Below are 19,215 nucleotides of genomic sequence, written 5' to 3'. Positions count from 1 at the left end.
AGATAGCATGATCGTTCGTCCCGTACGCAGCAGCGATTTACCCGCGCTGATCGACCTGGCGCGCAGTACCGGCACCGGCCTGACCACTTTGCCGGCCAACGAAGAGCGCCTGACCCACCGCGTCGGCTGGGCCGAGAAAACCTTTCGCGGCGAGGCCGAGCGCGGCGATGCCGACTACCTGTTCGTGCTCGAAGACGACAACGGCCGGGTGGTGGGCATCTCTGCGATCGCCGGTGCGGTCGGCCTGCGTGAGCCCTGGTACAACTTCCGGGTCGGCCTGACGGTCAGCGCCTCCCAGGAGCTCAATATCTACCGCGAGATTCCGACGCTGTTCCTGGCCAACGACCTGACCGGCAACTCCGAGCTGTGCTCGCTGTTCCTGCACGCCGATTACCGCACCGGCCTCAACGGTCGCATGCTGGCTAAGGCGCGGATGCTGTTTATCGCCGAGTTCCCGCAGCTGTTCGGCAACAAGATCATTGCCGAAATGCGCGGCATGTCTGACCCCGCCGGGCGCTCGCCATTCTGGGAAAGCCTGGGCCGGCACTTCTTCAAGATGGAATTCAGCCAGGCCGACTACCTGACCGGGGTGGGCAACAAGGCGTTTATCGCCGAACTGATGCCCAAGTTCCCGCTCTACACCTGCTTCCTTTCCGAAGACGCGCGCAGCGTGATCGGCAAGGTGCACACCGACACCGAGCCGGCCCTGGCCATGCTCAAGAGTGAAGGCTTCAGCTATCAGGGCTACGTCGACATCTTCGACGCCGGTCCGGCGGTGGAATGCGAAACCAGCAAGATCCGCGCGGTACGCGACAGCCAGGCGCTGGTGCTGGCGATCGGCACTCCAGGCGATGACGCCACGCCGTTCCTGATCCACAACCGCAAGCGCGAGGATTGCCGCATCACGGCCGCTCCGGCGCGCTTTGCCGCCGGCACCCTGGTGGTCGATCCCCTGACCGCCAAACGCCTGCAACTCAACGCCGGCGACCAGGTCCGCGCGGTTCCGTTGTCTGCTTCCCGGGAGTCCAAGTAATGAATGCGCAATACATCGCTGGTGAGTGGCTGGCAGGGCAGGGCGAAGCCTTTCAATCCCTGAACCCGGTAACGCAGCAGGTGCTGTGGACCGGCAACGGTGCCACCGCCGAACAGGTTGAATCCGCTGTCCAAGCCGCGCGCCAGGCATTTCCAGCATGGGCCAAGCGCTCCCTGGACGAGCGTATCGCAGTGCTGGAAGCCTTTGCCGCCAGCCTGAAGAACCACGCCGACGAACTGGCCCGCTGCATTGGCGAGGAGACCGGCAAGCCACTGTGGGAGTCGGCCACCGAAGTCACCAGCATGGTCAACAAGATTGCCATCTCGGTGCAGAGCTACCGTGAGCGTACCGGCGAGAAGAGCGGCCCCCTGGGCGACGCCACCGCCGTGCTGCGCCACAAGCCACACGGCGTGGTGGCGGTGTTCGGTCCTTACAACTTCCCGGGCCACTTGCCCAATGGCCATATCGTCCCGGCCTTGCTGGCGGGCAACAGCGTGCTGTTCAAACCCAGCGAGCTGACGCCCAAAGTCGCCGAGCTGACCGTCAAGTGCTGGATCGAAGCCGGTCTGCCGGCCGGTGTGTTGAACCTGCTGCAGGGCGCGCGGGAAACCGGCATCGCCCTGGCTGCCAACCCGGGTATCGACGGGCTGTTCTTCACCGGCTCCAGCCGTACCGGCAATCACCTGCACCAGCAGTTCGCCGGGCGCCCGGACAAGATCCTGGCGCTGGAGATGGGCGGCAACAACCCGCTGGTGGTGGATCAGGTCGCGGACCTGGACGCGGCGGTGTACACCATCATCCAGTCTGCATTCATCTCCGCTGGCCAGCGCTGCACCTGCGCCCGCCGCCTGCTGGTGCCGCAGGGTGCCTGGGGCGACCAGTTGCTGGAACGCCTGGTGGCCGTCAGCGCGACCATCGAGGTCGGTGCATTCGACCAGCAGCCTGCGCCGTTCATGGGCTCGGTGATTTCCCTGGGGGCTGCCCGCGCCTTGCTCGACGCCCAGGAACAACTGCTGGCCAATGGCGCGGTGGCGCTGCTGGCCATGACTCAGCCCCAGGCCCAGGCCGCACTGCTGACCCCGGGCATTCTCGACGTGACGGCCGTGGCCGAGCGACCGGACGAGGAGCTGTTCGGGCCGTTGCTGCAAGTGATTCGCTACGCGGATTTTGCCGGTGCGATTGCTGAAGCCAACAACACCCAATACGGCCTGGCTGCGGGCCTGCTCTCGGATTCCGAGGCGCGCTACCAGCAGTTTTGGCTGGAAAGCCGGGCCGGCATCGTCAACTGGAACAAACAGCTGACCGGCGCCGCCAGCAGCGCACCTTTCGGTGGCGTGGGCGCGTCGGGCAACCATCGGGCCAGCGCCTACTACGCGGCAGATTACTGCGCGTACCCGGTGGCCTCGCTGGAAACCCCGAGCCTGGTGCTGCCGAGCGCATTGACCCCAGGTGTGCGCTTGTCCTGAATGTGTGGGAGCTGTTGTGGCTGGGGAGCACGCTCTCTGGCCACAGGTTGATCCGCTTTTAACGCCTATAAAAATATCGATGTTCGTGGAGCCTCGCTGATGAAATCCTATGAAGTCAATTTTGACGGTCTAGTGGGGCCGACCCATAACTACGGTGGTCTTTCCTACGGCAACGTCGCCTCCCAGAGCAACAGTCAGCAGTCTTCCAACCCCAAGGAAGCGGCGCTGCAAGGCCTGGCGAAAATGAAAGCGCTGATGGAAATGGGCTTTCAGCAAGGCGTGCTGGCCCCGCAGGAGCGGCCGGATGTAGCGGCCCTGCGCAGCCTCGGTTTTGCCGGCAGCGACGCGCAAGTGATTCAGCAGGCCGCCAAGCAGGCCATGCCGCTGCTGGTTGCCAGTTGCTCGGCGTCGAGCATGTGGGTGGCCAACGCCGCCACCGTCAGCCCGAGCGCCGACACTGCCGATGGCCGCGTGCATTTCACCGCCGCCAACCTCAACTGCAAATACCACCGCAGCATCGAGCACCCGACCACCAGCCGCGTGCTGGGGGCAATGTTCGCCGACCAGAAGCACTTCGCACACCACGCGGCGTTGCCGGCAGTGGCGCAGTTTGGCGACGAAGGCGCGGCCAACCACACGCGCTTCTGCCGTGAGTACGGCCAGGCCGGGGTCGAGTTTTTTGTGTTCGGGCGCAGCGCCTTCGACACCCGCTACCCGGCACCGCAGAAATACCCGGCCCGCCAGACTCTGGAAGCCTCGCAAGCCGTGGCTCGCCTGCACGGCCTGAGCGACGATGGCGTGGTCTACGCCCAGCAGAATCCGTCGGTGATCGACCAGGGTGTGTTCCACAACGACGTGATCGCGGTCGGTAACGGCGAGCTGCTGTTCCACCACGAAGATGCCTTCCTCGACACTGACACCATGCTCGCCGAGCTGCAGGGCAAGCTGGCCAAGTTCGGCGGCAACTTCCAGTCGATCTGCGTGCCGCGCTCCCAGGTCACGGTGGAGGACGCGGTGCGCTCCTACCTGTTCAACAGCCAGCTGCTGTCCCGTGCCGATGGCACGATGCTGCTGATCGTGCCCGAGGAATGCCGCGCCAACGAACGCGTCTGGCAGTACCTGCAAGGCCTGACGTCTTCGGCCGGGATGATTCGTGAAGTGAAGGTCTTCGACCTCAAGCAAAGCATGCAGAACGGCGGCGGCCCGGCGTGCCTGCGACTGCGGGTCGCGCTCAACGAAACTGAGCTGGCGGCGGTCAATCCAGGGGTTATCATGACCGCGCCGTTGTACGACACCTTGACCCAATGGGTCGGCAAGCACTACCGCGACCGCCTGGCCGAAAGCGATCTGGCGGATCCGCAATTGCTGCTTGAGTGCCGGACGGCACTGGATGAACTGACGCAAATCCTTAAACTGGGCGCGGTTTATCCATTCCAGATCAATTGAAAGCCCGCGCCCGTCTCTGTTGAGTCGGGCGCGCCGCTTTATCTCCAGATGAGAGCGTAATAAATGAGCGATACCCTGCAGCTGATCCTTGAAGACACCGACGGCACTCAACTGGAAACCTCCTGCACCCGTGTTGCGGTGATGTGGCAAGGCAAAGAGTTGTGGATCCAGCAGGACGGCCGTGGCCAATTGCTGATCGGCGTGGACGTTGAAGAAGGTGATGCCGAATACGCCAACCTGCTGCTGCGCCCGCTGGCGACCAACCTGGTCAGCCTGCAACTGGAAATGGAACCGGCCGACGCCGGTGACGAAGACGATCACGTGCACGGCCCGGATTGCGGCCACGCTCACTAAGGAACTCGTTCTATGCTCGCCCTCGGCAAACTGCTTGAACTGACCCTCGCCGGTCGCGAACCGGCGGAGAAGACTCAACTGACTGTCGAAGGCGTGCGGATGCGCTGGTTGAGCGAGGGCGCGCTGGAAGTGCGGCCGCCCGAAGCTCGCGACAATGGCATGGACCTGCTGCTGTCGGCCGGCATCCACGGTAACGAGACCGCGCCGATCGAGTTGCTCGATCGGTTGCTGCATGACATCGCCCGGGGTGACCTCAAGCCTCGCGCACGTATTCTGTTCCTGTTCGGCAACCCCGAGGCCATGCGCCGCGGCGAGCGTTATATCGAGCAGGACGTCAATCGGCTGTTCAACGGCCGTCATGAACAAAGCAGCGGCAACGAAGCCCTGCGTGCCTGCGAACTGGAGCGGCTGGCGGCGAGCTTTTTCAGCCTGCCCGAGCGCAGTCGCCTGCACTACGACCTGCACACCGCGATTCGCGGCTCGAAAATCGAGCAGTTCGCCCTCTATCCGTGGAAGGAAGGCCGCCAGCACTCGCGCGCTGAACTGGCCCGCTTGCGTGCCGCTGGCATGCAAGCGGTGCTGCTGCAGAACAAGCCGTCGATCGTGTTCAGCTCCTACACCTACGACAAGCTGGGTGCCGAGTCCTTCACCCTGGAGCTGGGCAAGGCCCGGCCTTTCGGCCAGAACCAGGGCGTCAACGTCGAGCGCCTGGAAACCCGCCTCAAGCAGATCATTGAAGGCCGCGAGCCGCCGTTGGCCGAGCAGAGCCTGGACGGTTTGCAGCTGTTCAGCGTGGCCCGGGAAATCATCAAGCACAGCGACGCTTTCCACCTGCACCTGCCGGCGGACATCGAGAATTTTTCGGAACTGGAAGTGGGTTATCTGCTGGCCGAGGACATCGCCCAGACCCGTTGGGTGGTCGAAGAACCCGGTGCCCGAATCATCTTCCCCAACCCTAAGGTCAAGAACGGCTTGCGCGCCGGGATTCTGATCGTTCCCACTACAGACGCCGAGCTGGCCTGACCCTGTAGCTACTGCAGGCTCGGGGCGCGTTCGGGGTCTGCTTGCGTCATCTCGGTTTCAATGACGGTCAGCGCAGCCTGCCGCAGGCTGCGCTGTCCTCAACTGACACCGTAGGGTGTCAGGGCTATCTCTCTACGGTGCTTCAGACCGCTACTGCACGTTGCTCATGACGGCGCAGGGCGCGGGTCTTGTGCAGGGTATCGGCGCAAGTCTTCGCCGCTTCCTGGCCTTTGTGCACGAAGTGGTCGAAGAAGAACTTCTGGTGCTCTTCGCCGGCATGGAAGTGATGCGGGGTCAGCACCACGGAGAATACCGGCACTTCGGTTTCCAGCTGCACTTGCATCAGGCCGCTGATCACCGACTGGGCGACGAACTCGTGACGGTAGATCCCGCCATCCACCACCAGGCCTGCGGCGACGATCCCGGCATAACGCCCGGATTTGGCCAGCAGCTTGGCGTGCAGGGGGATTTCGAAGGCGCCGCCGACTTCAAAGAAGTCGATGTCGCTTTCCTGGTAACCCTGGGCCAGCATTTCGGCGACGAAACCCTTACGGCTCTGATCGACGATTTCCTTGTGCCAGCAGGCCTGGATAAACGCGACGCGCTCGTTCGAGTGGCTTTTGCTTTTGCTATCGATTGCGGTGGGTTGCATGTTCTGACTCCTGTTTGTGTGAAAAACAGGGCGTTATGAATCGAATGGGATTTAAGGGTACGTGCCAGACAGACCTGTGATTACTCACACGGCTGCTCCGGTTCGGCCCTTTGGCGCCAATCCCGTTCTCTCTTCATCCGGACTATGACCGTCGGCCCCGGGATCACACCGGGTCTGCTGACCTTGCCGCCACTCACCGTAAAGCCGTGGGTGTCGCCAAGCGCTCGCGGGCTATGCGCATTGCGCGCAATTACCGCCGGTGGGGAGTTACACCCCGCCCTGAGAACGTTTGCCGCCGGATTATTCGGCGGCGGTGAGTTTTTAACACATATTTTTTGCTGCTGCATCGCTGCTTTTGGATGATAGGCATCGATTTTTTGCAGGGTTAGGCGGGTTTTTCCGCTGCGGCCCTTGATTAATCGTGGTGTCGACCGTAGAAAAACAGCTCGCCGCAGACTTTACTGCCGGCATCGACTTACCCGTCCTATTGATGAGGCCCGCCCCATGAGTGTTATCGATCTTCGCAGCGACACGGTCACCCAGCCCAGCGCAGGCATGCTTGAGGCGATGGCCGGTGCCAGGACCGGGGATGATGTGTACGGCGAGGATCCGACGGTCAACCAGCTTGAGGCCGATCTGGCGCAGCGCCTGGGTTTTGCCGCCGCGCTGTTCGTACCCAGCGGCACCATGAGCAACCTGCTGGGGCTGATGGCCCATTGCGAGCGTGGCGACGAATACATCGTCGGCCAGCAGGCCCACACCTACAAATATGAAGGGGGCGGTGCGGCGGTGCTCGGCTCGATCCAGCCACAGCCCCTGGAATTTCAGGACGACGGCTCGCTGGACCTGGTTCAGGTGGCGGCCGCGATCAAGCCCGACGACTTCCACTTCGCCCGCAGCCGCCTGCTGGCCCTGGAAAACACCATGCAGGGCAAGGTGCTACCCCTGACCTATCTGGCCCAGGCGCGGGCTTTCACTCGTGAACACGGCCTGGCCCTGCACCTGGACGGCGCCCGCGTGTACAACGCGGCGGTCAAACTGGGGGTCGATGCACGGGAGATCACTCGGCACTTCGACTCGGTGTCGGTGTGCCTATCCAAAGGTCTGGGCGCACCGGTGGGTTCGGTGCTGTGCGGCTCGGAGCAACTGATTGCCAAGGCACGCCGCCTGCGCAAGATGGTCGGTGGCGGCATGCGCCAGGCGGGGATTCTCGCGGCGGCCGGCCTCTATGCCCTGGAGCACCAGGTGCAGCGCCTGGCCGACGACCATGCCAACGCCCGCCTGCTGGCCGACGGCCTGCGCGAGGCCGGCTATAGCGTCGAGCCGGTGCAGACCAACATGGTGTACGCCCAGGTCGGTGACCGTGCCGAAGCCCTCAAGGCCTTTGCCGGCGAGCGCGGGATCAGGCTGGGCGCGGCGTCACGCTTGCGCATGGTCACGCATCTTGACGTCAGCCGGGCGCAAATCGAGCAAGTCGTCGATGCTTTTGCCGAGTTTTCCCGCAACTGACAGTGTTAGCCGTCCAATTGACTGTTTGTATCGTACAAACACGCTGTACCTGCTGATTAACGCCGATATAATGCGGCCCTTTGCCGTCGCTTCGTCTGTTGACGTTTCGCACAGGCCTTTGGCCGCAGCCTCCGTGGAAGAACCTAATGAAAAGCGCAGAAATCCGTGAAGCCTTCCTTCGCTTCTTCGAAGAGCAAGGCCACACCCGTGTAGCCTCCAGCTCTTTGATTCCGGGCAACGACCCAACCCTGCTGTTCACCAACGCGGGGATGAACCAGTTCAAGGACTGCTTTCTGGGCCAGGAAAAACGAGCCTACACCCGCGCCACCAGCAGCCAGAAGTGCGTGCGTGCCGGTGGCAAGAACAGCGACCTGGAAAACGTCGGTTATACCGCTCGTCACCACACTTTCTTCGAAATGCTGGGTAACTTCAGCTTCGGTGACTATTTCAAGCACGACGCGATTACCTATGCCTGGACCTTCCTGACCGGTGTCCTGAAGCTGCCGAAGGAAAAACTCTGGGTCACGGTCTACGCCTCGGACGATGAAGCGTATGACATCTGGACCCAGCAAATCGGTGTGCCAGCCGAGCGCATGATTCGCATCGGCGACAACAAAGGCGCGCCTTACGCATCCGACAACTTCTGGACCATGGGCGATACCGGCCCGTGCGGCCCATGCACCGAGATTTTCTACGATCACGGCGACCACATCTGGGGCGGCCCACCCGGCTCGCCGGAAGAAGACGGCGACCGTTACATCGAAATCTGGAACAACGTGTTCATGCAGTTCAACCGCACCGCCGATGGCGTGTTGCATCCGTTGCCAGCCCCTTCGGTCGACACCGGCATGGGCCTGGAGCGGATCAGTGCGGTGATGCAGCACGTCAATTCCAACTATGACATCGACCTGTTCAAGAACCTGCTGAGCGCATCGGCCGAGGCCATCGGCTGCGAAAATGGCGATCAGTCGTCGCTGAAAGTCGTGTCCGACCACATCCGTTCGTGCGGCTTCCTGATTGCCGACGGCGTGCTGCCGTCCAACGAAGGTCGCGGATACGTGCTGCGCCGGATCATTCGTCGCGCCTGTCGTCACGGCAACAAGCTGGGTGCAACCGGCAGCTTCTTCTACAAGATCGTCGCGGCACTGGTTGCCGAGATGGGCGAAGCCTTCCCTGAATTGAAGAAGCAGCAGAGCAACATCGAGCGCGTACTCAAGGCCGAGGAAGAGCAGTTCTCCAAGACCCTGGAGCACGGCCTGAAGATTCTCGAGCAGGATCTGCTGGAACTCAAAGGCACCGTGGTGCCGGGCGACGTGGTGTTCAAGCTGTATGACACCTACGGGTTCCCGATGGACCTGACCGCCGACATCGCCCGTGAGCGCAGCCTGACGGTTGACGAAGAGGGCTTTGAGCGCGAGATGGAAGCGCAGCGCGTACGTGCGCGTTCGGCCAGCTCGTTCGGCCTGGATTACAACACCCTGGTCAAGGTTGACGTGGCCACTGCGTTCACCGGCTACACCGCCACCAGCGGCGCGGCCAAGGTGGTTGCTCTCTATAAAGACGGCCAATCGGTCGATGTCCTGAGCGAAGGCGAAGAGGCGGTGGTGGTTCTGGACCAGACCCCGTTCTACGCCGAGTCGGGCGGCCAGGTCGGCGACTGCGGTTACCTGCAGGCTGGTGCGGCGCGTTTCGACGTGCGCGATACCACCAAGACCGGCGGTGCCTTCCTGCATCACGGCGTGCTGGCGTCGGGCAGCCTGACGGTCGGTGCTCCGGTGCAAGCCCAGGTCGATGCCCAGGTGCGTCACGCCACGGCCCTGAATCACTCCGCGACTCACTTGCTGCATGCTGCGCTGCGCCAGGTGCTGGGCGAGCACGTGCAACAGAAAGGCTCGTTGGTCGATAGCCAGCGTCTGCGTTTCGACTTCAGCCACTTCGAGGCGATCAAGCCCGAGCAGCTCAAGGCACTGGAAGACATCGTCAACACCGAGATTCGCAAGAACTCCGCAGTGGAAACCGAAGAAACCGACATCGAAACCGCCAAGAAAAAAGGCGCCATGGCCCTGTTTGGCGAGAAGTACGGCGATAACGTGCGCGTACTGAGCATGGGCGGCGATTTCTCCGTCGAATTGTGCGGCGGTATCCACGCCAATCGTACCGGCGACATCGGCCTGCTCAAGATCATCAGCGAAGGCGGCGTGGCCTCTGGCGTGCGCCGTATCGAAGCGGTCACCGGCGCTGCGGCGCTGGCGTACCTGAACGCTGCGGAAGAACAACTCAAGGAAGCGGCCAACCTGGTCAAGGGCAGCCGCGACAATCTGATCGACAAGCTGTCGGCCGTGCTGGAGCGCAATCGCCTGCTGGAGAAACAACTCGAGCAGCTGCAAGCCAAGGCTGCCAGCGCCGCTGGCGACGATCTGTCGGCCAGCGCAGTGGACGTCAAGGGTGTGAAAGTACTGGCGGCGCGCCTGGACGGCCAGGACGGCAAGGCGCTGTTGGCGCTGGTCGATCAATTGAAAAACAAACTCGGTCGCGCAGTGATCCTGCTCGGCAGTGTCCATGAGGAAAAGGTCGTTCTGGTTGCGGGCGTAACCAAGGACCTGACTGGCCAACTCAAAGCCGGTGATTTAATGAAACAGGCCGCTGCGGCAGTGGGCGGGAAGGGCGGTGGTCGTCCGGACATGGCGCAAGGCGGTGGCGTTGACGCCGCAGCGCTGGATGGCGCGCTGGCCCTGACCGTACCCTTTGTCGAACAGGGTATTTAAGGCTCCGAGCCGGGCCCGCCGTCTAGTGGCGGGCCTTTTGCGCTTTGCAGTTTGATTGATTAATAGGCGCCCCTTTACGGGCTGAGGCGGCTTAGAAATGGCTTTGATCGTACAGAAATTTGGAGGCACCTCGGTCGGCTCTGTCGAAAGAATCGAGCAGGTCGCCGACAAGGTTAAGAAATTCCGCGAAGCCGGCGATGACCTGGTAGTTGTGCTGTCTGCGATGAGCGGCGAAACCAACCGCCTGATCGATCTGGCCAAGCAAATCAGTGGCGATGGCCAGCCGGTTCCACGTGAGCTGGATGTGATCGTTTCCACGGGTGAGCAGGTGACAATCGCCTTGCTGGCCATGGCGCTGATCAAGCGCGGCGTGCCGGCGGTCTCGTACACCGGTAACCAGGTACGGATCCTGACCGACAGCGCGCACAATAAAGCGCGCATCCTGCAGATCGACGACCAGAAGATTCGCGGTGACCTGAAGGCCGGCCGTGTGGTTGTGGTGGCAGGCTTCCAGGGCGTTGACGAGCACGGCAACATCACCACCCTGGGACGTGGCGGTTCCGACACTACCGGCGTGGCACTGGCAGCGGCCTTGAAGGCCGATGAATGCCAGATCTACACCGATGTCGATGGCGTCTACACCACCGATCCACGGGTAGTGCCGGTGGCGCAGCGACTGGACAAGATTACCTTTGAAGAGATGCTGGAAATGGCCAGCCTCGGTTCCAAGGTGTTGCAGATCCGTGCGGTTGAATTCGCCGGCAAGTACAACGTTCCGCTGCGCGTACTGCACAGCTTCAAGGAGGGTCCGGGCACCCTCATTACTATTGATGAAGAGGAATCCATGGAACAGCCGATCATTTCCGGCATCGCTTTCAATCGCGATGAAGCCAAGCTGACCATCCGTGGCGTGCCAGACACCCCCGGCGTGGCCTTCAAGATTCTCGGTCCGATCAGTGGCGCGAACATTGAAGTCGACATGATCGTGCAGAACGTCGCGCACGATAACACCACTGACTTCACCTTCACCGTGCACCGCAACGACTACCTGGCGGCGCAGACCGTGCTGGAAAACACCGCTCGCGAGATCGGTGCCCGCGAAGTGGTCGGCGACACCAAGATTGCCAAGGTGTCGATCGTCGGCGTCGGCATGCGCTCTCACGCAGGTGTGGCGAGCCGGATGTTCGAATCGCTGGCTAAAGAAAGCATCAACATCCAGATGATCTCGACTTCGGAAATCAAGGTGTCCGTAGTGATCGAAGAGAAGTACCTGGAACTGGCTGTGCGCGCTCTGCACACGGCTTTCGAACTGGACGCACCGGCCCGCCAGGGCGAGTGATGCGTTGCCCAAGGGGCGCGGCCTTGCCGCGCCCCTTGTCTTTTTTGGCCGGCGTGAGTGAAAACTGTTCTTTTGCTGGCGCTGGTCAATACTTAGGCGTGTAGGAATGCAGCCGTCCTGGTTGTAGGCCAACACCCTTTTTTTTGCAGACTGTTGTCCCTGAAATGAAATGCGTGAGGAGAAAGGTATGCTGATTCTGACTCGTCGGTGCGCAGAAAGCCTGATTATTGGTGATGGCGAAATCACTGTGACCGTGCTCGGCGTCAAAGGAAATCAAGTGCGTATTGGTGTCAACGCCCCGAAAGAGGTGGCTGTGCATCGTGAGGAAATTTACCTGCGGATCAAGAAAGAGAAGGACGAAGAACCAAGCCATTAATTTTTATCGTTTTTTATGTTTGCAAACGGGGATAAAGCTGGTTAATATACGCCCCGTGTTGCGGAGAGCTGGCCGAGTGGCCGAAGGCGCTCCCCTGCTAAGGGAGTACACCTCAAAAGGGTGTCGGGGGTTCGAATCCCCCGTTCTCCGCCATTATTTGCTTAGTACGTTGCAATCTGGATTTTTCGGTAAGTTGTTGAAATTACTAGAAAAAATCGCTTTACATAGAGATTGAACGGCCTATAATGCGCGGCAACAAATGCACTCGTAGCTCAGCTGGATAGAGTACTCGGCTACGAACCGAGCGGTCACAGGTTCGAATCCTGTCGAGTGCACCATTTAAGAGTTGTTTGCAGTGATGCAAGTAACTTGGCTCCAACCAGTTGTGATCTGGTCTAAAAACACAATCTGCACTCGTAGCTCAGCTGGATAGAGTACTCGGCTACGAACCGAGCGGTCACAGGTTCGAATCCTGTCGAGTGCACCAAACACCAAAAAGCCCGCATCTTGATGCGGGCTTTTTGCTTTCTGCGATTTATCTTTTTTCTTTCCTTCTCTTCTTCGGGCCTGACTTGAACGCTGCGGGTGTTCTGGCGTCTGAGTTGGCGTGTGGCCTGTATTTCTGCCCCTTGTTTGCTGCTGTCGGCGACTTTTTTCGCCGGTGGTGTGTTTTCTTTTTCCGGGCAGTCGTCGCAGCTTCATAGATTCGGGCAGCGCTTAGCTTTGTCTCGCAAGCGCTTGTTCTGACCATGATTTTTAACGTTTAAAGCCGCCAGGCGGTGTATGATTGCGCCCGTCAGCCCCGCCGGGGCTTGTGGAATACCTCCATGGACTTACCCAGTAGTAACTCAGTACCTCGCTTTTCCAATCATGAATTGACTGATTGATCCTTCCGGCGTGCCCCGCTGCTGGGAGTGGAGTTCGCCTATGACCGAAGTTGAAGTAAAGAAAACACAAGACAGCTTGCAGGATCGCCTCGCTCAAGTTGTTGAGCTGTTGCACCGCCAGCGAGTCGTCGAAGACCTGACTCATCGCCAGGAAGGTCATCACCAGGATCGGGTTGAAAACCTGGTTCACCGGCAGAACCTCGTCGAGTTGCAACGCAAGCTCGATGATCTGCACTCCGCCGACGTTGCCTACATCCTTGAAGCCTTGCCGCTGGAAGAGCGTCTGACCGTCTGGCAATTGGTCAAGGCCGAACGCGACGGCGACATTCTTCTCGAAGTATCCGACTCCGTACGTGAAACCCTGATCGCCGACATGGACGATCATGAGCTCCTGGCTGCTGCCAAGGAGATGGACGCCGACGAACTTGCTGACCTGGCCCCCGAGCTGCCGCGAGACGTCGTCCATGAGCTGATGGAAGCCCTCGATGGCCAGCAGCGTGAGCGCGTTCGCTCCGCGCTGTCCTATGACGAGGAGCAGGTCGGCGCGCTGATGGACTTCGAGATGGTGACGATCCGCGAAGACGTCAGCCTGGAAGTAGTTTTGCGTTACCTGCGTCGTCTCAAGGAATTGCCGGGGCACACCGATAAATTGTTCGTGGTCGATAACGGCGGGGTGCTCAAGGGCGTGCTGCCGATCAAGCGGCTGCTGGTCAATGATCCGGACAAACAGGTTGCTGAAGTGATGGCCAGCGATCCGGTGAGCTTTCACCCGGATGAGGACGCCTATGACGCGGCCCAGGCCTTTGAGCGTTACGACTTGATTTCGGCTCCAGTGGTCGACAAGAACGGCAAGCTGATCGGCCGTTTGACCATCGATGAAATGGTCGACTTGATTCGTGAGGAGAGCGAGACCGAAGTCCTGAATATGGCCGGTCTGCGGGAAGAGGAAGATATCTTCGCCTCGGTATGGAAATCCCTGCGCAACCGTTGGGCGTGGCTGGCGGTCAACCTGATCACCGCCTTTGTCGCATCGCGGGTGATCGGGCTGTTTGAGGGGTCGATCGAAAAGCTGGTGGCGCTAGCGGCTCTGATGCCGATCGTGGCCGGTATCGGTGGTAACTCGGGCAACCAGACCATCACCATGATCGTGCGCGCCATGGCGCTCGACCAGGTCAGTACCGGTAATACCGCACGTTTGATGCGCAAGGAACTGGCCGTCGGCCTGATCAACGGTCTGGTCTGGGGCGGCGTTATCGGGGTTGTGGCATACCTGCTTTACGGCAGTTGGTCGCTGGGGGTGGTGATGACTGCCGCGATGACCCTTAACCTGTTGCTCGCTGCGCTGATGGGGGTACTGATCCCCATGACTCTGGCGCGCCTGGGTCGCGATCCGGCGATGGGTGCGAGCGTCATGATCACCGCGATGACCGACAGTGGTGGTTTCTTTATCTTCCTCGGGCTGGCAACCATCTTTCTGCTCTGAGTCCTGCGCACCTCCCGGTTCTGGCCGGGCGGTGCGTTTTCGTTGCGCCTCCCTCTTTCTTCTATCTCTCCGACCGAGCGTTTCGTGGCGTCGGCAGCCAAATTTTGTGCAAAAAAAAGCCAGCGCGAGGCTGGCCTAGTGCTTACGGGATGAATCAGGAAGCGTCTGCAGCCATTTCGGCGTCGTGGGCAATCAGCGAAACAAGAGCGTTCTGCTGGCGGTGGGAGAGTTGACGGAAACGTTGAAGCAGTTCGCGTTCATGCAAAGACAGCTCGGGGCTGTCCAGACGCATGCTCAACTCTTCACCCAAAGCGCCTTCCTGAATAAGACTCTGTTCCAGGCGCGCGATGATTTCGGAGTTCATGCTGCGGTGATGATTGCGAGCCACCTCGGCAATGCGTTCACGCATCCCGTCGGGTAGACGTACGACGAACTTGTCAGCCGTACGGCTGGAATAAATTGCCTGTTTCAATGGGCGCATATATTTAACCGGTTAGTTCAGGGGAGCGGTTCTCGGAATTGGCCGCAGGATGTCTTTAGGACAAGCCTTAAAGCCAAATGTTCAACCTGAATTGTTTAAGAGGCCCGAATCATGCCTCAAAATTGCCAGATCATTGGCGCCAATTCTGTGACAAATATTGAACCGGATAAAGGCGTTATGCCAGCACCAATTATCAGAAATGCGGACTGGTTTGAAAAGATCGCTCTGGCCCGGTCACTCCATCTATCCTGCCGCTCGTCAGAAGCTGTTTAAGCCTTCTTAAACGTGCATGCTAGGGGTATCGGTTGCTGCGGCCCCTACCTTGTACAGGATAGTGGCAAATGGCCGATTTACTAGCGATATATGGCAGAGTGATATTGAATGCCGGGCAAACTGATTTACCTGTTGGGGCCGTCGGGCGCAGGCAAGGACAGCCTGATCGCTGCAGCCCGCGAGGCGTTGCATGAAATCGGCTGTGAGGTCGCGCAGCGTGTCATTACCCGTTCGGCTGAGTCGGTGGGAGAGCAAGCCCTTGAGGTTTCTGCGCAGGAGTTTGAAAAGGCGGTCCAGCGCGGGGAGTTTGCCTTGTGCTGGCGGGCCAACGGCCTTGGCTATGGCATTCCTGTGCAGATCGACGCGTGGTTGGCCGCTGGTCGACATGTATTGGTCAATGGTTCCAGGGGGTATCTGCAGCAGGCGCGTGAGCGGTACCCAGAGCTGATTCCGATTTTATTGACGGTCACCAACGAAGTGCTGCGCCGCCGCTTGATTCGCCGCGGGCGTGAGAGCGGGGAGGAGATCGAGCGCCGGATGCAGCGCAACGCTGTGTTTGCCGATGAGGGCTGGGGCGACGATCAGAACATCGTGCATCTGGACAACTCGGGCGAGTTGTCCGTGACCGTCATGCATTTGTTGCGGTTGCTGCAGCAGCAGGGGATCAGCGCAGTACAGGATCAAACTTGATCCTGCGCCCTATAATCAGGGCCAGCACAAATAAACCGCCGAAGGTGCCACAGGCAATCAGCGGCAGGCTGCTGAAGCTGCTCTCAGGCAGTAATAGGCTTAGCGCGCCGCTGAGGATGGCCAGGATAAGAAGGCTCTTGGCAAATGTGGACATAAAGTGCTCCTGGAGTAACGGGCTTAAAATACCCAGCTCTGGGTACGTGGCCCAACGGGCGCGGCGGCTTTTTGCTCGGTTGCAACCTGAGTGGCAATAGCTGTCTGCGCCTGGCTGTTCATCACGGCCAGTTGTGGCGTTTGCTGCTGGATGTAGTGAGCGCTGGAGTAGGCGACAGGTTCAGCGTTGTTATCGGGTTGAAAGTGAAACGCCAGCAACACGGCAATGGCGATCGCATTCAAAAGGAAAAGGGCGCTGTTCATGTGCGTTGTCTCCGCGGTTCTTTATAGAGGTTATAAAGCAGTGCGCGTGCCAACCGTATTATCTTAAAAAATACTTTAAAATCAGCGACTTATGATGTTTTCGCAAGGTCGGTTAATTGCATTTTGCAATGATGGCCTTTTGCGGTAATGCAAATTGCACGACGCCTGCCAGCGGCCTGGGCTCCAGGGCCTAGATCATGCAAAAAGCCCTACGGATTGCATGACAAAGTCAGGCTTGGCCGTTAACATGCACGCCGTTCCCCGCACCGCCCACTTTTCGGCGGTCGACGATATGTCTCAGTAGCTCAATTGGATAGAGCATCCCCCTCCTAAGGGGAAGGTTGCAGGTTCGAACCCCGCCTGGGACACCATTTAATTCAAGGCTTATAGCCATTCTTGGTGTTTCATCCATGCTTCTATGACAGCAGGGTGGCAGCAGCAGGCAAAAAAGAAAGCCCCTCCAAATGCCTGGTGGGGCTTTTTTACGTTTACGTCATTGGCAGAGTGTATGCCCACTGAGGACTTGTTTATGGAGTTTAGGGATTACGCGGTCATCGCTGCTGCAACGGCAGGCGTGGCAGGTCTGGTGCTTTCATTGATAACGCTTCTGATGAAGGGCGGGGAAAATAATCGCACTATTAGGTCGCAGCTCACGGACGTTCTAGCTCGCCTAAATGCCGTCGCAGCCGAATCGAGAAAATATCGGATCGAAACCTCTAAAGAACGTCTTACTCCAGATCAGCGTGCGATGTTTGGCTTTTACAATGACCAAAGGTTATTTCTTGTAGGTCAAGCAAGGTATTTGATAGAGCAAATTCCTGACCACGTTTCGCATTCGGAGCTGTTTTTAGTAGCTCAGGCACTGGGAGTGGTAGGTGATCACGAGCTGGCCTGTCACTACTGGGAAAGCAGCTTTGAAAAGTCTCCCAGCAGCTCCATCAGGGGGATGCATAGCAGGGGCTTCGCATCGTATTTGTTCGGTCAGGGTTACACCGAGCTGGGGCGATCCCGCTTTAAGAGCAGTATTTCTTTGATTGCAGCTGACAGCGATCAAAGGCGTGCGGATCGGTTGGAAACCTACCTTCGCTGGGCGGTGTGCGAAAGATATTCGGATTTTGTCGCCGAAGCTGCAGAGCTAGTGGTGCAAGCACAGATTGAACTCTCCCTAATCAAATCACCGCCGGTTCGAAACCGCTGCGCTCAAAAGATTAGAGAATACGAGGATGACTGGCTTCCGCAGCCGGATGTTAGGAAGCTAAATCAAGCAAATGCTTGATCCTCATTACTGTAGTGGTTGAGCAGTTGGCGTGCCTGGAGATAGCGCGTATACACAGGCCGGCGGTTAGAAGCTCACGCACCCGCTTGTGCAGATCCTCATCGATTGGTCTGCCCAGGTACTTACCAGCAGCTTTAGCCTTCTCAATACCTTGCGCTTGACGCTCTCGGCGCTGTTCGTAGTCCTTGCGTGCATTTCTACCAGCATAGAGTTGATCGCCCTCAGCATCCGGCCGGTGAACTCGTCGCCCTTAGTATCCTGCATTCCCTGGTGGCTCGTCGGAAGGTCAAGCGCAACGACGCGCAGACCTTAGTGGCCTTGAGCTTCTGCCAGTCCTCCATAGGAAGGCGTGAGAGGCGGTCTATCGACTCCACCAGCAGTACGTCACCCTTGCGCGCATCCTTGAGCAGGCGCAGCGGCTCAGGCCGGTCCATAGTCGCTCCGCTGGCGTTCTCCAAGTATACCCTGAAGGAATTTTGTAGTTATCTGTACGAAAATCGTCTTGGGTTGATCGGACTCCAGTTCTGACGCTGAAGGGCAGACCGTTTTCCAAATTCAATCTCAAGACGTTGTTGCATAGGCTAGCGCCCGACAGTGAAATCAATTATGGTCCACTTATTATTCAGTAGTGGAAAAACGTCATGTTTTGTATCGGTGCTGCAGCTTCCGCCGCTCGCATTCCGTATGACCTGCGTGTCACGCCTCCGTTTCTCATGGCTGCAAGGCTTAGCGTGTGCCAGAATCGGCATCCGCAGATGACCTCCACTGCAAGCCAGATACCCCAAAAATCTAGCCAACAGATCGCGACATCTCGCTGCGGCACAAGTTAAAAAGCCTCGTAGCAACATAACTCACAAAAAATCCTCATAAGAATGTTGAGCAAATATACAGATTCAATTGGGATGCAAATGTACAGTAAACTTTTACAACTTGGCTCTGAATTGAGCAGCAGTCGCGATGTACTTTATCAACTCATCACCCAGCAGCTCATACTTCGATATCGTCGCACCGCATTAGGTTATTTGTGGACTCTTGTCAGCCCGCTACTAATGATGTCGATCATGGCCGTGGTGTTCTCGGGCCTGTTCAAGACCGACCTTAAAGACTTCGCCATTTTTCTTTTTGCGGGAATGATCCCCTGGACATTTTTCAATGCCGTCGTCACCCAGTCAGGTCCTGCATTTATTGCAAATGAAGGGCTTATAAAAAAAATCTACATCCCTAAGATTATATTTCCATTAAGTGTTGCATGCGCGCTTCTCATCGACAGCATGCTTTCATTCGTTGCGCTATTCGTAATTATCCTTTCGCTGGGTGGTTCATTGTCCGGACCGGTATTCTTCATGCCCGTTGCCTTTTTCCTTTTGTTCGTGTTCTCGTTTGGCATAGGGCTAGTCATGTCGGTGGCTACAATATTCTTTCGAGACCTGCAGCACGTGATTTCGATCATTATGCAGGGCCTGTTCTTTCTGTCGCCCGTACTTTACAAGCAGAGCGCACTATCTGGATCGATAGGCTGGATCACAGAATTAAATCCGATTATTCCATTCCTTGAAATGTTTCGAGCCCTGCTTTATCAGGCGCAACTCCCGCCCACTGAGGTTCTCATCCGCGCCAGCATACTTGCAGTTGTGTCGTTGGCAGTAGGACTAATCATCTTTCTCCGTCAGGAGAAGAAAATCGTTTTCAGGTTGTGAGCAAAATGTCAAGCATTAGCATCGAAAATTTATTCATAAAGTTTCGGT

At 58.6% G+C, this 19,215-nt stretch carries 17 protein-coding genes, 4 tRNA genes, 1 pseudogene and 1 riboswitch; of the genes and pseudogenes, 17 read left to right on the top strand and 5 right to left on the bottom strand.

The window, feature by feature from the left end; all coding sequences use genetic code 11:
- The first annotated feature begins 7 nt into the window (after positions 1–7).
- From astA to astE, 5 genes are all read left to right on the top strand, one after another.
- Positions 8–1,033 carry an arginine N-succinyltransferase gene (gene astA / locus ACOZJV_RS22445; protein ID WP_020295680.1) on the top strand — a complete coding sequence of 342 codons (1,026 nt, stop codon included), beginning with the start codon at positions 8–10 and terminating at the stop codon, positions 1,031–1,033.
- Positions 1,033–2,499, top strand: coding sequence for a succinylglutamate-semialdehyde dehydrogenase (gene astD / locus ACOZJV_RS22440; protein WP_078470854.1), 1,467 nt, complete (start codon positions 1,033–1,035; stop codon positions 2,497–2,499). The genes astA and astD overlap by 1 nt, the downstream gene beginning before the upstream one ends.
- Before the next feature lie 99 nt (positions 2,500–2,598).
- Positions 2,599–3,945, top strand: a complete 1,347-nt coding sequence (astB, locus tag ACOZJV_RS22435; RefSeq protein ID WP_020295678.1) for an N-succinylarginine dihydrolase — start codon at positions 2,599–2,601, stop codon at positions 3,943–3,945.
- Between the two features lie 63 nt (positions 3,946–4,008).
- The gene (locus ACOZJV_RS22430; RefSeq protein ID WP_020295677.1) at positions 4,009–4,299 is read left to right on the top strand and encodes a hypothetical protein; all 291 of its coding nucleotides are present in this window, start codon (positions 4,009–4,011) and stop codon (positions 4,297–4,299) included.
- A gap of 12 nt (positions 4,300–4,311) precedes the next feature.
- Positions 4,312–5,322, top strand: coding sequence for a succinylglutamate desuccinylase (gene astE, locus ACOZJV_RS22425; protein ID WP_078470852.1), 1,011 nt, complete (start codon positions 4,312–4,314; stop codon positions 5,320–5,322).
- A gap of 142 nt (positions 5,323–5,464) precedes the next feature.
- On the opposite strand, the gene ACOZJV_RS22420 is transcribed toward astE, so the two are convergent.
- On the bottom strand, positions 5,465–5,974 hold the full coding sequence (locus ACOZJV_RS22420) for a 6,7-dimethyl-8-ribityllumazine synthase (RefSeq protein ID WP_078470851.1): 510 nt from the start codon (positions 5,972–5,974) through the stop codon (positions 5,465–5,467).
- 120 nt (positions 5,975–6,094) lie between these two features.
- Positions 6,095–6,265: riboswitch (FMN riboswitch) on the bottom strand.
- A 213-nt stretch (positions 6,266–6,478) separates the two neighbouring features.
- Here ACOZJV_RS22420 and ltaE point away from each other — a divergent pair.
- The 8 genes from ltaE (at position 6,479) to mgtE (ending at position 14,333) form a co-directional block, all read left to right on the top strand.
- Entirely contained in the window at positions 6,479–7,483 is a 1,005-nt protein-coding gene (ltaE, locus tag ACOZJV_RS22415) for a low-specificity L-threonine aldolase (RefSeq protein ID WP_421548538.1), read from the top strand.
- A gap of 146 nt (positions 7,484–7,629) precedes the next feature.
- Positions 7,630–10,248 (top strand): alanine--tRNA ligase, encoded by a 2,619-nt coding sequence (gene alaS / locus ACOZJV_RS22410; protein ID WP_078470849.1) that lies wholly within the window; start codon positions 7,630–7,632, stop codon positions 10,246–10,248.
- A gap of 97 nt (positions 10,249–10,345) precedes the next feature.
- Positions 10,346–11,587, top strand: a complete 1,242-nt coding sequence (locus tag ACOZJV_RS22405) for an aspartate kinase (protein WP_020295672.1) — start codon at positions 10,346–10,348, stop codon at positions 11,585–11,587.
- Between the two features lie 187 nt (positions 11,588–11,774).
- The gene (csrA, locus tag ACOZJV_RS22400) at positions 11,775–11,963 is read left to right on the top strand and encodes a carbon storage regulator CsrA (RefSeq protein WP_002554426.1); all 189 of its coding nucleotides are present in this window, start codon (positions 11,775–11,777) and stop codon (positions 11,961–11,963) included.
- Between the two features lie 62 nt (positions 11,964–12,025).
- Positions 12,026–12,116, top strand: a tRNA-Ser gene (locus ACOZJV_RS22395).
- Positions 12,117–12,224: 108 nt separating this feature from the next.
- A tRNA-Arg gene (locus ACOZJV_RS22390) sits at positions 12,225–12,301 on the top strand.
- Positions 12,302–12,373: 72 nt separating this feature from the next.
- A tRNA-Arg gene (locus tag ACOZJV_RS22385) sits at positions 12,374–12,450 on the top strand.
- Positions 12,451–12,890: 440 nt separating this feature from the next.
- Entirely contained in the window at positions 12,891–14,333 is a 1,443-nt protein-coding gene (mgtE, locus tag ACOZJV_RS22380) for a magnesium transporter (RefSeq protein ID WP_078470848.1), read from the top strand.
- A gap of 154 nt (positions 14,334–14,487) precedes the next feature.
- Here the strand turns inward: mgtE and ACOZJV_RS22375 are convergent, their stop codons facing one another.
- Positions 14,488–14,814, bottom strand: coding sequence for an Arc family DNA-binding protein (locus tag ACOZJV_RS22375; protein WP_003178899.1), 327 nt, complete (start codon positions 14,812–14,814; stop codon positions 14,488–14,490).
- Positions 14,815–15,195: 381 nt separating this feature from the next.
- Here ACOZJV_RS22375 and phnN point away from each other — a divergent pair, with 381 nt between their 5' ends.
- Entirely contained in the window at positions 15,196–15,777 is a 582-nt protein-coding gene (gene phnN / locus ACOZJV_RS22370; protein ID WP_421548537.1) for a phosphonate metabolism protein/1,5-bisphosphokinase (PRPP-forming) PhnN, read from the top strand.
- Here the strand turns inward: phnN and ACOZJV_RS22365 are convergent.
- Together ACOZJV_RS22365 and ACOZJV_RS22360 are read right to left on the bottom strand one after the other, a co-directional pair.
- On the bottom strand, positions 15,752–15,931 hold the full coding sequence (locus ACOZJV_RS22365) for a PA3371 family protein (protein ID WP_421548536.1): 180 nt from the start codon (positions 15,929–15,931) through the stop codon (positions 15,752–15,754). The genes phnN and ACOZJV_RS22365 overlap by 26 nt on opposite strands.
- Positions 15,932–15,954: 23 nt before the next feature.
- Positions 15,955–16,194, bottom strand: coding sequence for a hypothetical protein (locus ACOZJV_RS22360; RefSeq protein WP_201132008.1), 240 nt, complete (start codon positions 16,192–16,194; stop codon positions 15,955–15,957).
- 294 nt (positions 16,195–16,488) lie between these two features.
- Between ACOZJV_RS22360 and ACOZJV_RS22355 the strand changes: the two genes are divergently transcribed.
- Positions 16,489–16,565 (top strand) — tRNA-Arg (locus tag ACOZJV_RS22355).
- 158 nt (positions 16,566–16,723) lie between these two features.
- Positions 16,724–17,470, top strand: a complete 747-nt coding sequence (locus ACOZJV_RS22350) for a hypothetical protein (RefSeq protein ID WP_421548535.1) — start codon at positions 16,724–16,726, stop codon at positions 17,468–17,470.
- On the opposite strand, the pseudogene ACOZJV_RS22345 reads toward ACOZJV_RS22350, so the two are convergent.
- Positions 17,442–18,035: pseudogene (locus ACOZJV_RS22345) on the bottom strand (recombinase family protein). The gene ACOZJV_RS22350 and the pseudogene ACOZJV_RS22345 overlap by 29 nt on opposite strands.
- A gap of 343 nt (positions 18,036–18,378) precedes the next feature.
- Between ACOZJV_RS22345 and ACOZJV_RS22340 the strand changes: the two are divergent.
- On the top strand, positions 18,379–19,167 hold the full coding sequence (locus tag ACOZJV_RS22340) for an ABC transporter permease (RefSeq protein ID WP_421548534.1): 789 nt from the start codon (positions 18,379–18,381) through the stop codon (positions 19,165–19,167).
- The last annotated feature ends 48 nt before the right edge of the window (positions 19,168–19,215 follow it).

The sequence above is a fragment of the Pseudomonas sp. QD4 genome (assembly GCF_049199125.1).
Lineage (GTDB): Bacteria > Pseudomonadota > Gammaproteobacteria > Pseudomonadales > Pseudomonadaceae > Aquipseudomonas.
This window is presented reverse-complemented; position numbering and strand designations above follow the sequence as displayed.

Coding starts and splice junctions, on each gene's coding strand:
- ACOZJV_RS22430 (WP_020295677.1), top strand. CDS start 4,009: ATGAGCGATACCCTGCAGCTGATCCTTGAAGACACCGACGGCACTCAA.
- ACOZJV_RS22420 (WP_078470851.1), bottom strand. CDS start 5,974: ATGCAACCCACCGCAATCGATAGCAAAAGCAAAAGCCACTCGAACGAG.
- alaS (WP_078470849.1), top strand. CDS start 7,630: ATGAAAAGCGCAGAAATCCGTGAAGCCTTCCTTCGCTTCTTCGAAGAG.
- mgtE (WP_078470848.1), top strand. CDS start 12,891: ATGACCGAAGTTGAAGTAAAGAAAACACAAGACAGCTTGCAGGATCGC.
- ltaE (WP_421548538.1), top strand. CDS start 6,479: ATGAGTGTTATCGATCTTCGCAGCGACACGGTCACCCAGCCCAGCGCA.
- ACOZJV_RS22360 (WP_201132008.1), bottom strand. CDS start 16,194: ATGAACAGCGCCCTTTTCCTTTTGAATGCGATCGCCATTGCCGTGTTG.
- astA (WP_020295680.1), top strand. CDS start 8: ATGATCGTTCGTCCCGTACGCAGCAGCGATTTACCCGCGCTGATCGAC.
- ACOZJV_RS22405 (WP_020295672.1), top strand. CDS start 10,346: ATGGCTTTGATCGTACAGAAATTTGGAGGCACCTCGGTCGGCTCTGTC.
- csrA (WP_002554426.1), top strand. CDS start 11,775: ATGCTGATTCTGACTCGTCGGTGCGCAGAAAGCCTGATTATTGGTGAT.
- astE (WP_078470852.1), top strand. CDS start 4,312: ATGCTCGCCCTCGGCAAACTGCTTGAACTGACCCTCGCCGGTCGCGAA.
- ACOZJV_RS22365 (WP_421548536.1), bottom strand. CDS start 15,931: ATGTCCACATTTGCCAAGAGCCTTCTTATCCTGGCCATCCTCAGCGGC.
- astB (WP_020295678.1), top strand. CDS start 2,599: ATGAAATCCTATGAAGTCAATTTTGACGGTCTAGTGGGGCCGACCCAT.
- ACOZJV_RS22375 (WP_003178899.1), bottom strand. CDS start 14,814: ATGCGCCCATTGAAACAGGCAATTTATTCCAGCCGTACGGCTGACAAG.
- astD (WP_078470854.1), top strand. CDS start 1,033: ATGAATGCGCAATACATCGCTGGTGAGTGGCTGGCAGGGCAGGGCGAA.
- ACOZJV_RS22350 (WP_421548535.1), top strand. CDS start 16,724: ATGGAGTTTAGGGATTACGCGGTCATCGCTGCTGCAACGGCAGGCGTG.
- phnN (WP_421548537.1), top strand. CDS start 15,196: ATGCCGGGCAAACTGATTTACCTGTTGGGGCCGTCGGGCGCAGGCAAG.
- ACOZJV_RS22340 (WP_421548534.1), top strand. CDS start 18,379: ATGTACAGTAAACTTTTACAACTTGGCTCTGAATTGAGCAGCAGTCGC.